This is a genomic window from Brucella thiophenivorans, assembly GCF_002252445.1.
GTDB classification, from domain to species: domain Bacteria; phylum Pseudomonadota; class Alphaproteobacteria; order Rhizobiales; family Rhizobiaceae; genus Brucella; species Brucella thiophenivorans.
On record NZ_NNRJ01000074.1, the window covers coordinates 1 to 12,784 of the forward strand.

Consider the following 12,784-nt stretch of genomic DNA (forward strand, 5'->3'; position numbering starts at 1 on the left):
GATATCGTTACATTCATTATGATTCAGGCTCTGAGAATTCACTCCGTTGAAATCTCCGGTCTGTATTCCTTGAGTAATAACCTGAATCATATAGTCGTTAAGCCCAAAGCTTGAAATAGAGTGCTCGTCACGGATATATTTCTGGGCGCTGAACTTGGTTTCACCAAAAACTATTTCACCAATCTGTTTGGCGGCTATCTCTCCGTAAAGAAGTCCTGGTGCTTCATGTGGATCAATAATTGTCTCAAATGCTGGGCGTGTTACTTCACGCCAATAGTCATTCCTATCGCGCTCCTCAATCAAGTCTGTTGAAATTCTGATTGGACTCACAAATATTTCCCCGATTCTAGAATATTAATATGAGGTAACAAATAAATATAATAGCATTGGGTAATAAAACATATAATAATAAAGTAATATTTTACTGATAGGTAATTCACAATTCATACTATTACATTGGGATTTTATCAATCGTAATTTGTGTATCGTGCTGTCATCGCCATGGAATTCTTAAGCTTGCGGGGCTATGGTCCGCGGCAGAGCAGGTATGGAGATTTGCGTTGAAGATTTTTGTTTTTGGCAGCGTGAACGTCGATGTCAGTGCCAGAATGGCGGCGCTTCCGCGTCCAGGCCAGACAATCAATGCGTTAGGCTACGGTATTGGTCTTGGTGGTAAAGGGGCCAATCAGGCCGTGGCAGTTGCGAAACTCGGCGGGGAAATCCGCTTTGTTGGTGCCGTCGGTAATGACCCCTTCGGTGAACTGGCCGTCAAGCAGATGCAAGAGTTTGGTTTATGCACCGATAGCATTCGGATTAAAAAGGGCGCCGATACAGGTGTCGCAATTATTCAGGTCGAAGAAGCCGGGCAGAATACGATTGTCGTTTGCGCGGGTGCGAATGCGCTTTGGTCTGCATCGGATGTTGATGCTTATAAAACGGATATTGCAAACGCAAAGATCACGCTGTTGCAGCGTGAAGTGCCGCATGAAGTCAATCTGGCGGTTTCCAAGGCCGTGAAAGCTGCGGGCGGCACTGTATTGCTCGATCCTGCGCCTGTGGGCGATGCAAGCCGCATGGCCGATTTGATTGCATTGAGCGAGATCATTTCACCCAACGAGACTGAGGCTGCGGAAATCACCGGAATTGAACCCACCGATATTGCGTCAGCTGAAGCCGCTGCCCGCAAGCTTTTGGAGCGCGGCCCCAAGATCGTCATCGTCAAGCTTGGCGGTCGCGGTGCGTTGTTGGTGAGCGCGGATGAAGTTAAGCATTTCGAGCCATTCAAAGTGAAGGTGGTCGATACGGTTGCGGCTGGGGACAGCTTCAACGGCGGTTTTGCAGTTGCCTATTCGCAGGGACAATCGCTGCATGATTGCGTGCGCTATGCATCTGCTGCGGGTGCAATTGCTGTCACGCGGGCAGGTGCGGGTTCTGCTGCGCCGACGGCAAAAGAAGTCGCTGAATTGCTCGGTAGAAACTAAAACTCTCAACTTCGAAAAGCAGCGCTCCTCAACCAGCGCGGCTTTTGTTTACAGCGTTGCCAGACGTTGCGTCAGAAGCGTGAAGAAGCCATCTGCATCCACATCCTTGATGAAGAGCGCATTTTTGGGCCGATCCGTCACGCCCCACCAGTCAACGACTGTTGCGCCCATTGTCAGTTCCGAATTGATTTCGATTTCCACATTACAATGACGGCCTGAGTAAAGCTCTGGCTTGAGCAGATAGGCAATGACATTCGGATCATGCAGCGGGCCGCCATCGGTGCCATATTTGGCCTCGTCATAGCGCTCGAAAAATTCGAGCCATGCAGCCACCACTTCGCCGACATGAGTGGAGATGCTGCGAATGGTGGCGATACGTTGTTCGGTGCTCAGAACCTTGTGTGTAACATCAAGCGGTATCATGGTGATCTGGATGCCTGACTTAAACACTACGTCTGCGGCATGCGGATCAACATATATGTTGAATTCCGCTGACGGCGTGATGTTTCCACCTTCAAAATAGCCGCCGCCCATCAGCACGATTTCCTTGACCTGTTCAGCGATCTTCGGTTCCCGGATGAGCGCGGATGCAATGTTTGTGAGAGGGCCAAGGGCGCAGAGCGTCACGGTGCCTGTTGCTTCGCTCATTAAAGTCTGGATGATGAAATCAACACCGTGCTGCGCCTGAAGCGGCATAACTGGTGTGGGCAAATCATAGCCATCCAGACCGGTCTTGCCGTGAACCTCTTCAGCCGTCACCAGAGGGCGTAACAGTGGACGAATAGAGCCTGCAAAGACTTTCGTCTCTGGCTTCTTTGCCACTTCGCAAATGGTACGAGCATTGATTGCTGTGCGGCTCAGCGGACTATTTCCAGCAACGGTCGTTATGCCGAGAATGTCCAGTTCGGGGCTTGCCAGCGCCAGAAGAATTGCGATCGCATCGTCCTGACCTGGATCGGTATCGATGATGATTTTGCGGGCCATAACGGTTCCTGATAAAAAGTTTTGATTATTTCACGAGTGCCTGACTGGGATGACGCAGGGTGGGGTCGAAAGGGTTAAGTTTCTCGGTGATAATAGCCGCTTCTTTGCGCAGAAGGTCGGTGATCGTATACTGGCGTTTTTCAGTCAATCGTGATGCCAGCGTGCCGATGCTGAGTGCTGCTACCGCTTCGCCATTTCGGTTAAGCACAGGAACGCCTAAGCCCGACATGCCGTCGATCATGTTGAAATTATAGGTCGCAGCACCCGTGCGTCGCACATCCTCGATCATAATGCGCAGATCCACCTCATCAACGGTCGCCTTGTCGAGAATGCGCGGCATGTTGAAGCGAATGATCGCCTCACGTTCTTCTTCCGGCAGAAACGCCAGAATTGCCAGGCTACCCTGACCGATGCCCAGAGGCACCTTGCCGCCAATATCGCCGGTGAAAGAACGAATGGGAAAAGGGCCTTCGACGCGATCAAGACACACGGCATCGAAATTGCTGCGCACCATTAAAAAGACCGTATCGTTGAAGGTGGTTGATAGTCGCAACAATGAAGGGCGGGCAATACTTAAGATTCCATCACGCTGGCGTGCTTGTGCCGCCATAGCAAAAAACTCAAGCGAAAGACGATAGGCCTTCTTGTCGGGAAGCTGCTCGACAAGATTTTCGGCAATCAGTGTCTTCAACAAACGATGCGCCGAAGGCTGGCTGAGTTCCAGATCGCGGGCGAGATCAATCAGGCGGACGCCGTCATCCGTGCTCGTTGCCAGACCTTTCAGAATATGAATTGCCTTCACCAGACTTGAGTTAAGCGAGGCACCAGATTTCATATTTTCTGATATATCATCCATAAAATTGCTTCCAAATTTTGTATTTTGAAAGAAATATATAATTTATTCCGAAATTGAAAATTATAATTTGTAATCGTTCAAAATTTTCTGCCATTTAAAATCCGTCGCCAATGGGAAGGTCCGGCAAAGGCATCACAATCGATGTTGTAAGCGGGTCGGCGGTTTTAACTTGAAGTAAGGGGAACGCTACGGTTGCATCAGTGACCGGACAAACACGCGTTCAAACGATCCAAGTCTGATCAGCGCCAAATAAGGCGCGGTCGAGCCGCTCCCGCCAGCCAAGCCCTATCGAAGAGGCGACGTGAGACAACATCACGGCGCTTCCGTCCCCCCAGCCTATGGCGGAGGTCTTGCCGAGAGGGAGACGCAATGAGCTTTTTGACCCTTTCCAATATTTCCCGTTATTACGGCAAGTTCGCTGCCGTGGATGACTTCAATCTGGAGATTGAAAAGGGAGAGTTCATCTCGCTTCTCGGACCTTCGGGCTGTGGCAAGACCACGACATTACAAATGATTGCGGGTCTCGTACCACCATCATCCGGTACGATTACGCTTGATAATCGCGACATCACCCGTCTTGCGCCAGCCAAGCGCGAACTCGGCGTGGTGTTTCAGAGCTATGCACTGTTCCCGCATATGACGGTTGCGCAGAATGTGAGCTTCGGGCTTGAAATGCGCAAAGTGCCAAAGGCCGAGCGTGAAAAGCGCGTTCGTGATGTTCTGGAACTGGTGCGTCTGAGTGCGCTTGCGGATCGTTATCCGCGTGAAATGTCCGGCGGTCAGCGTCAGCGTGTGGCGATTGCCCGGGCGCTGGTCATCAATCCGCCGGTGCTGCTGCTCGATGAGCCGCTTTCCAATCTTGATGCGCAGTTGCGCGAAGAAATGCAGTTTGAACTGCGCCGCATTCAGCGCACAGTTGGTATCACGACTATTATGGTTACGCATGATCAGGCGGAAGCGCTGTCGATCAGCGACCGTGTCGTGGTTATGGAAAAGGGCCTGATTACGCAGGTTGATGCTCCCTATAAGCTCTATGAGCATCCGCATAACCACTTCATTTCTAACTTCGTTGGCAAATCGAACTTCCTCAAAGCCCATGCCGATGGCGAGCATATTACGCTGGCCGATACGCAGATCCGGTTCCCAGCAAAAGATGCCTCTGCATCTGGCGAAGTGTCGGTGTTTATCCGTCCTGAAAAAGTGCATCTGGTTGATGCCGATGAAGGCCATGTCAGCGGCGAAGTTAAAACCCGCTATTTCATGGGCGCGCAGTGGCTGCTCGGCGTTCTGACCCCTGCCGGTATGCTGAATGTAGCTTTGCCAAACCTCGGCAACCCGCCGCCGATTGAAGGCAGCAATGTTGGCCTCAAGTGGAACCATGACGATTGCCGCATCCTGAACAAGGGAGCGCACTGATCATGAGTGCCGTTTCACAAACAGGTTCAGGCGATGCGAAAGAACGGCGCAATTGGATGCCGGTCTTTCTGACTGGCCCATCCACTCTGATGTTTTTCGCGCTGGTGCTTCTACCGCTGGCACTCACCGTGATGCTGTCGTTTAACAGTTATAGCTATGACAAGGGCATCGAAGCCGTCTACACAATCACCAATTATACTCAGGTGCTTCAGGATCCTTATTACCTGAACATCTTCTGGCGTACATTGCGCCTCGCGCTGATTACCACGGTGATTGCCGTGATCATCGGCGTGCCGGAGGCCTATATTCTGTCGAATATGCGTGCGCCATGGCGCTCGATTTTCCTGCTGGTCATCATTGGCCCGCTGCTGGTTTCGGTCGTTGTGCGTACATTCGGCTGGAGCATGTTGTTGGGGCGGAACGGCCTCGTCAACAGCGTGCTGGAATTCGTTGGCCTACCGGCGCAACAAATCCTCTATACCGAAACTGCAATCGTGATCGGCCTTGTGCATATTATGCTGCCATTCATGGTGATCCCGGTCTGGACGGTTCTGCAGAAGCTTGATCCAACAGTTGAAGCCGCAGCCCTGACGCTTGGCGCATCGCGCTTCACGGCGCTGCGCCGCGTGGTGTTCCCTCAGGCAGTGCTCGGCATTCTGTCCGGTAGCCTGATCGTGTTTGCCTTGTCTGCAAGCTCCTTTGCGATCCCCGGTCTGCTTGGCGGTCGTCGTCTCAAGATGGCTGCAACGGTTGTCTATGACGAATTCCTGATCGAGCTGAACTGGCCGCTTGGTGCCGCTATCGCGATCATCGTTCTTGTCGCCAATCTTATTATTATGATTGCCTATAATCGCATGCTCGAAGGGCAAGCAAGAAAGAAGCTGGGGTAACGACCATGGTTAAAAACGGTCCTTTTGCACTCCTCTTCCACACGCTGATCGTCATCTTCATGCTGGCACCAATGGTCGTGGTTTGTCTCGTGGCGTTCACGCCTGAAAACACGCTGACCATGCCTTGGAATGGATTTTCGCTGCGCTGGTTCTATGCCGTATTCGCGCATAACGACTTCATGACGTCGTTCTCGAACTCGCTGAAACTCGCATTTTTTTCGGCAACGATTTCGACGCTGCTTGCAGTGCCATCAGGTCTTGCAATTGCGCAGTATAATTTCCGTGGCCGCGATGCGCTCAATGCATTGTTTCTATCTCCGCTGATCATTCCGCATCTGGTACTGGGCGTGGCGTTCCTACGTCTCTTCTCGCTGATGGGCCTTACGGGTTCGTTTGGCTGGCTGGTGGCAACCCATGTGATCGTTGTCACACCCTATGCGCTGCGCCTTATTCTGGCATCACTCAGCAGCATGGACCGCAATGCAGAAAATGCAGCCCGTACCTTGGGTGCCGGTGAATGGACAGTATTCCGTCGCGTGACATTGCCGCTGCTTTTGCCGGGCCTGTCGGGTGGCTGGCTGCTTGCTTTCATCAACTCATTTGATGAATTGACCATGTCGATATTCGTCACTTCGCCATCCACGGTCACGCTGCCAGTGCGCATGTATATGTATGCAAGCGAATCCATAGATCCGATGATGGCCGCGGTTTCGGCTTTGATGATCCTTGTTGCGACTGTGACCATGGTGATCATCGACCGTCTGTTCGGTCTCGACCGTGTCCTTGTGGGCAAGGGTTGATAGGGGCATACAAATGGCGGTTTCAACCTCGCCTCTCACGCCCCAGTTCCGCAGACGGTATCGTTTGGATGAACAGCCGGTCGGTTTCCTGCTCGACGGCGTCCCTTATCAGGGACGTCGCGGGGATACGGTGCTGACGGCAATTCTTTCTGTGCAGAGCAAAGTGCGTCATACCGAATTTACCGGCGAGCCACGAGCAGGCTTTTGTCTGATCGGCGCATGTCAGGATTGCCATGTCATGACCAGCGAAGGTGGGCGCGTGCGCGCTTGCACGACACTGCTTGAAGAAGGCATGTCCTTTGTGACGGAGCCACTCGCATGAGTACGGTTCTCAATCCGGTGATTGTGGGCGCTGGTCCTGCAGGTATCCGCGCAGCGGAAATGCTGGTGAAGGCCGGTCATCGTCCGATTGTACTGGATGAAGGCATGCGTGCTGGCGGGCAGATTTATCGCCGTCCGCCGTTTGATGACGGCCGCAGCTATAAAGCGCGCTATGGCTCGGAAGCGCACAAAGCGGAAGCGCTTCACAAGACTTTCGATCATTTGCGCGATGCAGTCGATTATCGTCCTGAAACGCTGGTCTGGAACATTTCGCGCGATCATGGTCGCAGCCTCGACCTGATGTCCGGCGGTGTCCATAAGCAATTACCGTTTAGTCATTTGCTGCTTGCAACCGGTGCAACAGACCGCGTCCTGCCATTTTCGGGCTGGACCAAACCCGGCGTTTATACGCTCGGCGCTTCGCAGACTGCACTGAAAGCACAGGGCTGCACCATTGGCGAGCGTGTGGTTTTCATGGGATCCGGCCCGTTGCTTTACCTGGTGGCATGGCAATATCATCATGCCGGTGCAAAGGTTGCAGCGGTTCTCGATACGGCCTCGTTCAGTTCGAAATTTCACTTGGCGCACTTAGCCCTTCACGCTCCGCGCATCGTGGCGCTCGGCGCTTATTATGGTTTGCGTCTCAAGCTTGGCGGTGTGCCAATCCATTATAATGTGCGGCCTGATGAAGTGCTGGGCGCGGGCCATGTTAAAGGCATTCGCTATCGCTCCGGCAATCGCCAGCGCGAGATTGCATGCGATGCGCTGGCCTATGGTTTTGCGCTGCGGCCCGAAACCCAGCTTTCAGATCTGGCGGGTTGTGATTTTGGCTTTAACGAGCGTGATCGCGCTTGGCTTCCGGTGGCGGATGCGCTTGGCCGGACGAGCGAGAGCGGCGTTTACGTTGCGGGCGATGGCGCTGGAATTGCCGGTGCGGATGCGGCCGAAATTCGCGGGAAACTGGCGGCAATCGCCATGATCCGCGATCTTGGTGGCACGGCAGATGCTGCGCTTGAACAGCGCCTTCATCGTGAACTGGATGCAATCTATCGTCAGCGCCTTATTCTGGAAAAGGCATTTCCGTTCCCGCGTGACTGGTTTGAAACCGTCGGTCAGGACGTGACGCTCTGCCGTTGCGAAGAAATCAAGATTAGTGAAGCACTCGATGTGATCAGCAATGCGAAGACGCACGAAATCAACCGGCTGAAAGCATTAAGCCGTGTTGGCATGGGCCGTTGTCAAGGCCGCATGTGTAGCGCTGCGGCGGCCGAGTTGCTTGCATCCATGCAGGATAAGTCGCCATCGCAGGCAGGGCGTATTCGTGCGCAGGCGCCGGTCAAGCCGATCCCGCTTGGCTTTGGTGCGAAGGCTCAACATGAGGTGTTGCCATGACAAAACGCCTTCATGCTGATGCACTGATTATCGGCGGCGGTATTGTCGGCGGTTCGGCAGCGCTGTTCATGCGCAAGGCGGGTCTGTCGGTTATCCTGCTGGATAAAGGCTTTTGCGGTGCGCAGGCAAGCGGCGTCAATTACGGCGGTGTTCGCAGGCAAGGGCGTGAGCCAGAACAGATTCCTCTTGCACAACGCTCGTTCGATCTATGGGGCCAATTACCGGAACTGATCGGCATTGACGGCGAATATATGCGCAGCGGCCATCTGAAACTTGCGCGTACGCCTGAGCAGTTTGCCAAGCTGGAAGCCTATGCAGCCAAGGTGAAGCCGCTTGGGCTGGAGCTTGAACTGATCGGCGGCAATGCGGTGCGTGAACGCTTTCCATGGCTGCCGGGTGATGTGGCCGGTGCTTCGCTTTGTGCGGAAGACGGTAATGCCAACCCGCGTCTGGTGTCGCCCGCTTTTGCGCGCGCTGCAAAAGCACTGGGTGCAACGGTGCTGGAGAATACGCCGGTTCACGAAGTGCGCTCCACCGGCGATGGTTTTGCCGTACTCGCCGGTGATGGCGTTGAAATCCACGCGAGCATGGTCTTTAACTGCGCAGGCGCATGGTCGGATAAGTTTGCCGCATCTTTCGGTGAGCAAGTTCCGCTCAAGCGCATTTATCCCACAATGGTTGTAACTGAGCCGATGCCACAGCGACTGCCAATGAGCCTTGGTGAAGAGGGCGGCGGCTTTTATGGCCGTCAGGTCACGCGCGGTAATTATGTGATGGGCGGCGGGCGCGGAACACCCCTTGAAAACCCGGATTTCTCGCGGCCTTCAGTCAATGCGGCATCGTCTGTGATGCTGCGTGCGATTGAGCTGTTCCCACATCTCAAACATACGCAGGTTATTCGCTTCTGGTCGGGCACCGAAGCGGAAATGCCGGATGATAACCCGGTGATCGGGCCAAGTGGTCGGGTCAAAAATCTTTATCATGCCTTTGGTTTTAATGGTGCGGGTTTTCAGACCGGACCCGCTGTTGGCGCAGTTCTCTGCGATCTCGCGACCAAAGGCGAAACAGAAACACCGATCGAAGCCTTTTCGATCAACCGTTTTACTTCAACCAATACCAATCTTAACATGGAAGGGAACTAAACATGAAAAATCAAAATTTGCCTGCAATGACGGCTATGGCGCTCGGCCTGTCTGTCGCTTTCGTTTCGACCGCATCGGCTGAAACCAAGACACTTTATATCGGTATGAACGGCGGTAATATGGAACGCGCTTACACCGAGCACGTCCTGCCGGAATTCGAAAAAGCCAACAATGCGAAGGTTGTTGTCGTTCCAGGAACTTCCGCTGATATTCTCGCGAAGGCAACCGCGCAGAAGGACAACCCTCAGATGCACGTCATGCTGCTTGATGACGGCGTGATGGTCCGCGCGATCAATGCTGGTCTTTGCCAGAAAATTTCTGATGATCCTGTTTTGGCCGACATTCAGCCAGCAGCGCGTCTGAAGGACGACATGGCCATCGGCGTTGATATGGGCATGACCGGTATTGCCTATAACAAGAAGCTGTTCGACGAAAAGGGCTGGGCTGCACCAACCTCTTGGATGGATTTTGCTGACGAGAAGTTCAACAAGGCTGTTGTATTCCAGTCGGCTTCTGCTTCGACGTTTGGTCTGCATGCATTCCTGATGTTCAACCGCATTCAGGGCGGTGACGACAAGAACCTCGAACCAGGTTTTGAAAAGTTCCCGGACACCATTGGCAAGAATGTTCTGGAATTCATTCCATCATCGGCCAAGATTTCGGAAATGGTTCAGACCGGCGAAGCAGCAATCTTTCCGCTGACACCAACCGGCGTCAACAACCTGAAGGACAAGGGCATTCCGGTTGAATACGCACAGCCAAAGGAAGGCTCGGTTGTTCTCGCAGTGACCGAATGTGTTCTCGCTGGCAACAACGAACCAGAACTGAGCCAGAAGCTCGCCCATTATCTGCTTTCCGCTGATGCGCAGAGCAAGGCGCTTGATCATGGCAACGTGATCCCGTCGAACCAGAAGGCCAAGGCCGGTACGCCAGAAGCACAGGCGAAGCTTGATGCGTTCAATGGCTACATGAAGACAGCCAACACGCTTGATTGGGATGCCGTCAATGAAGGTCGTCAGCAGCTCAACAGCCGCTGGAACCGTACAATCGAACAGTAAGATCGGTCAGTGATTTGAAAGAAGCCCGCCCTGAGAAATCAAGGCGGGCTTTTTGTTAGGCTGGTAATCTAGTGTGTTTCTTTCGTGCAGATTGCCACACCAGCGGCACCAGAATGAGCGCAACCGCCGGGAAGATAAGCCAGTTGATCGTCTGCCAGCCGGATGAATGCAGCAGAGATCCGGCAAAAAAGGATGCACAGGCAACGGTGCCGAAAACGAGAAAGTCGTTCGCACCCTGTGCCTTGCCGCGTTCTTCCGGTGAATGGCAATCAGCGACCATTGCCGTTGCGCCAATGAAGCCGAAATTCCAGCCGATGCCAAGCAAGATCAGCGAGATCCAGAAATGTGTAAGATCAAGCCCCGACAATGCAACGATTGCCGATAGCCCAATGATGAAGAGACCGATGGCAGTGACGAGTTCTTTGCCAAAACGGGTAATCAGCAGGCCGGTGAAAAAGCTTGGCGCAAACATGGCAAGCACATGCCATTGAATGCCCAAAGCTGCGTGATCGATGGAATGGCCGTGACCGACCATCGCAATTGGGGCAGCTGTCATGACAAAGGTCATCAAACCATAGGAAACGACGCCTGCGGCGACAGCAAGGATATAGCGCGGGCTTCGTAATATTTGCTTCAATGGACGCCCCGTGTTTCCGGTAGTGGCGGCCTTTGCTGTTTTTGGCGAGCGAAACAGCATCAGCACCGGGATAGCCAGCAGCGCGAGTGCTGCCTGACTGATAAAGCTGCCCGCATAAGGAGCTGCAGGCAGCGCATCCCGCGTCCATATGACAAGCTGCGGGCCGATAATCGCCGCTATCAGCCCGCCCACCATAACCCATGAAATAGCGCGTGCTTTCAGCGCTCCAGTTGCCGCATCGGTTGCCGCAAAGCGATAGCTTTGCACGTAAGACGCATAAAAGCCTGCGATAAAAGTGCCAAGGCAGAAAATAAGGAAGGAACTTGTGAAGATGCCGAGCGCTGCCACAAGACCCGACGAGATGCCAAAACACGCGCCCAACAGATAGCCGTTGCGGCGCCCGAATGCGCGCATGATGAAGGCGGCTGGCAGGGTGCCAAGCGCTAAGCCAAGGCTGAACAGGCTGACGGGAAGTGTGACCAGCGCCGGATCAGAAGAAAGCTGCTGACCGACCAGCCCGCCCAGCGAAATGATAATCGGTGGGCTTGCAGCCCCCAGAGCCTGTGCTGCGGTCAGCACGAAAATATTGCGTCTGGCGATGGTCTGGTCAGTCATGGTCTGTACTTCTTTATAGTCACTTAAGCAGTTGCCTTCAGTCTCCAGCTAGCCGCTTGCTGGCATCTGAAAATGTTTGCAAATCACCGCCATCACCTGCTGTGCAATATCGCTTTCCACACGATACCAGATTGTCTGCCCGTCACGTCGTCCGGCAACAATGCCCTCCCGTCGCATCAGAGCCAGATGTTGTGAGACAGTGGAATCCCGCAGGCCAATTAACTCAGCAAGCTGGCCCACAGACTTCTCACCTCCGTGCAGCCGGCAAAGAATCATAAGCCGGTGATTGTTGGCGATTGATTTTAGGAATTCACTTGCCTTGTCGGCCGCGAGGTGGGTTTTTACGCCGGGGTCGATTGGGTCAGTTTTACTCATAACTTCATATCTACGAAAATACGAAGATATAGTCAATATTGCTCGGAAAATTGTTTATCGAGGAATTTTGTTCCGATTCGTAGGTCTGCTATCAACGATGTAGAAAGGGCTTCTGCTTGCCGTCATCATATTGTAGCCTACGCGCAGTGTTTTTCTGGTTGGGCTTGGAGCTGTCGTGCGCATAGCTGTGTTGAGTGTTGTTTTCGTTTTTTTATTTTCGGGCGTGGCCCTCACAGAAAAAGCCCATGCAGAAGACGACTGGAAAGCCGTCGAAGTCATAAAACCTTATGCGATTTCAGGTCGCACAGGTCCGCAACTCTATGAATCCATCGGCGAGCGCGGCCCTAAAGCTGGCAAATCACGCGTGATTGCGCATACGACATTCGTGCTGACATGGGATCGTAAATTCGACACTTCCAACAATGGCTGCACGATTGTTTCAGCAAAGCCGAAACTGAAGATTACCTACACGCTGCCCAAACCATCGCAGAAGCTTGCTTCTCCAGTGAAGGAAAACTGGGAGCGGTTTTATGACGGCATTTACAAGCATGAACTTGTGCATGGCGAAACCGCCAAGGATATGACGCGTGAAATCGTTCGCACGACAGTTGGGCTTTCCATCCCGGATGATCCGAAATGTCAGAAAATGCGCCGCGAACTGATCAATCGCATCAATGCGCTGGTTGCTGTTCAGCGTCAGCAGGGCCGTGATTTCGACCGTGTCGAAATGGGGTCGGGCGGCAATGTCGAACAGCTTATTCTGGCGCTTGTAAACGGTGGTTAACCCATGCCGGTTTCCCGGCATGGGCCTCAGTTT

The 12,784-nt window shown here is 53.3% G+C and carries 13 protein-coding genes and 1 pseudogene; 9 read left to right on the top strand and 5 right to left on the bottom strand.

Going from position 1 to position 12,784, the window contains the following annotated elements; genetic code table 11:
• Positions 1 to 330 (bottom strand): annotated as a pseudogene (locus CEV31_RS20255) (hypothetical protein); the annotation flags it as partial.
• Between the two features lie 278 nt (positions 331 to 608).
• Between CEV31_RS20255 and rbsK the strand changes: the two are divergent.
• On the top strand, positions 609 to 1,481 hold the full coding sequence (gene rbsK, locus CEV31_RS20260; RefSeq protein WP_235818208.1) for a ribokinase: 873 nt from the start codon (positions 609 to 611) through the stop codon (positions 1,479 to 1,481).
• A gap of 48 nt (positions 1,482 to 1,529) precedes the next feature.
• On the opposite strand, the gene CEV31_RS20265 is transcribed toward rbsK, so the two are convergent.
• Entirely contained in the window at positions 1,530 to 2,465 is a 936-nt protein-coding gene (locus CEV31_RS20265) for a nucleoside hydrolase (RefSeq protein WP_094509973.1), read from the bottom strand.
• 25 nt (positions 2,466 to 2,490) lie between these two features.
• Positions 2,491 to 3,321, bottom strand: coding sequence for an IclR family transcriptional regulator (locus CEV31_RS20270; RefSeq protein ID WP_094509974.1), 831 nt, complete (start codon positions 3,319 to 3,321; stop codon positions 2,491 to 2,493).
• A 369-nt stretch (positions 3,322 to 3,690) separates the two neighbouring features.
• On the opposite strand from CEV31_RS20270, the gene CEV31_RS20275 reads away from it, so the two are divergent.
• The 7 genes from CEV31_RS20275 to CEV31_RS20305 are packed head-to-tail and all read left to right on the top strand — an operon-like array spanning position 3,691 to position 10,340.
• Entirely contained in the window at positions 3,691 to 4,737 is a 1,047-nt protein-coding gene (locus tag CEV31_RS20275) for an ABC transporter ATP-binding protein (protein WP_094509975.1), read from the top strand.
• A gap of 2 nt (positions 4,738 to 4,739) precedes the next feature.
• Positions 4,740 to 5,627 (top strand): ABC transporter permease, encoded by an 888-nt coding sequence (locus tag CEV31_RS20280; protein WP_094509977.1) that lies wholly within the window; start codon positions 4,740 to 4,742, stop codon positions 5,625 to 5,627.
• A gap of 5 nt (positions 5,628 to 5,632) precedes the next feature.
• On the top strand, positions 5,633 to 6,427 hold the full coding sequence (locus tag CEV31_RS20285) for an ABC transporter permease (protein ID WP_094509979.1): 795 nt from the start codon (positions 5,633 to 5,635) through the stop codon (positions 6,425 to 6,427).
• Between the two features lie 13 nt (positions 6,428 to 6,440).
• Positions 6,441 to 6,749: a (2Fe-2S)-binding protein gene (locus tag CEV31_RS20290; protein ID WP_094509982.1), complete on the top strand. Its 309-nt coding sequence runs from the start codon at positions 6,441 to 6,443 to the stop codon at positions 6,747 to 6,749.
• The gene (locus CEV31_RS20295) at positions 6,746 to 8,140 is read left to right on the top strand and encodes an NAD(P)/FAD-dependent oxidoreductase (protein ID WP_094509984.1); all 1,395 of its coding nucleotides are present in this window, start codon (positions 6,746 to 6,748) and stop codon (positions 8,138 to 8,140) included. The genes CEV31_RS20290 and CEV31_RS20295 overlap by 4 nt, the downstream gene beginning before the upstream one ends.
• Positions 8,137 to 9,282 (top strand): NAD(P)/FAD-dependent oxidoreductase, encoded by a 1,146-nt coding sequence (locus tag CEV31_RS20300; RefSeq protein WP_094509986.1) that lies wholly within the window; start codon positions 8,137 to 8,139, stop codon positions 9,280 to 9,282. Before CEV31_RS20295 ends, CEV31_RS20300 begins: the two co-directional genes overlap by 4 nt.
• A 2-nt stretch (positions 9,283 to 9,284) precedes the next feature.
• A complete protein-coding gene (locus tag CEV31_RS20305; RefSeq protein ID WP_094509988.1) occupies positions 9,285 to 10,340 on the top strand; it encodes an ABC transporter substrate-binding protein in 1,056 nt (351 codons plus the stop codon).
• 55 nt (positions 10,341 to 10,395) lie between these two features.
• On the opposite strand, the gene CEV31_RS20310 is transcribed toward CEV31_RS20305, so the two are convergent.
• Together CEV31_RS20310 and CEV31_RS20315 are read right to left on the bottom strand one after the other, a co-directional pair.
• Positions 10,396 to 11,592 (bottom strand): MFS transporter, encoded by a 1,197-nt coding sequence (locus CEV31_RS20310; protein WP_094509990.1) that lies wholly within the window; start codon positions 11,590 to 11,592, stop codon positions 10,396 to 10,398.
• 48 nt (positions 11,593 to 11,640) lie between these two features.
• Positions 11,641 to 11,967, bottom strand: coding sequence for an ArsR/SmtB family transcription factor (locus CEV31_RS20315; RefSeq protein WP_094509992.1), 327 nt, complete (start codon positions 11,965 to 11,967; stop codon positions 11,641 to 11,643).
• Between the two features lie 190 nt (positions 11,968 to 12,157).
• Between CEV31_RS20315 and CEV31_RS20320 the strand changes: the two genes are divergently transcribed.
• Complete coding sequence (locus CEV31_RS20320) at positions 12,158 to 12,751, top strand: DUF922 domain-containing Zn-dependent protease (RefSeq protein ID WP_094510040.1); 594 nt, start codon at positions 12,158 to 12,160, stop codon at positions 12,749 to 12,751.
• The last annotated feature ends 33 nt before the right edge of the window (positions 12,752 to 12,784 follow it).

What these genes read in the sequence shown, in the direction of transcription:
- rbsK (WP_235818208.1), top strand. Translation starts at nt 609, where the DNA reads ATGGCGGCGCTTCCGCGTCCAGGCCAGACAATCAATGCGTTAGGCTAC.
- CEV31_RS20265 (WP_094509973.1), bottom strand. Translation starts at nt 2,465, where the DNA reads ATGGCCCGCAAAATCATCATCGATACCGATCCAGGTCAGGACGATGCG.
- CEV31_RS20270 (WP_094509974.1), bottom strand. Translation starts at nt 3,321, where the DNA reads ATGGATGATATATCAGAAAATATGAAATCTGGTGCCTCGCTTAACTCA.
- CEV31_RS20275 (WP_094509975.1), top strand. Translation starts at nt 3,691, where the DNA reads ATGAGCTTTTTGACCCTTTCCAATATTTCCCGTTATTACGGCAAGTTC.
- CEV31_RS20280 (WP_094509977.1), top strand. Translation starts at nt 4,740, where the DNA reads ATGAGTGCCGTTTCACAAACAGGTTCAGGCGATGCGAAAGAACGGCGC.
- CEV31_RS20285 (WP_094509979.1), top strand. Translation starts at nt 5,633, where the DNA reads ATGGTTAAAAACGGTCCTTTTGCACTCCTCTTCCACACGCTGATCGTC.
- CEV31_RS20290 (WP_094509982.1), top strand. Translation starts at nt 6,441, where the DNA reads ATGGCGGTTTCAACCTCGCCTCTCACGCCCCAGTTCCGCAGACGGTAT.
- CEV31_RS20295 (WP_094509984.1), top strand. Translation starts at nt 6,746, where the DNA reads ATGAGTACGGTTCTCAATCCGGTGATTGTGGGCGCTGGTCCTGCAGGT.
- CEV31_RS20300 (WP_094509986.1), top strand. Translation starts at nt 8,137, where the DNA reads ATGACAAAACGCCTTCATGCTGATGCACTGATTATCGGCGGCGGTATT.
- CEV31_RS20305 (WP_094509988.1), top strand. Translation starts at nt 9,285, where the DNA reads ATGAAAAATCAAAATTTGCCTGCAATGACGGCTATGGCGCTCGGCCTG.
- CEV31_RS20310 (WP_094509990.1), bottom strand. Translation starts at nt 11,592, where the DNA reads ATGACTGACCAGACCATCGCCAGACGCAATATTTTCGTGCTGACCGCA.
- CEV31_RS20315 (WP_094509992.1), bottom strand. Translation starts at nt 11,967, where the DNA reads ATGAGTAAAACTGACCCAATCGACCCCGGCGTAAAAACCCACCTCGCG.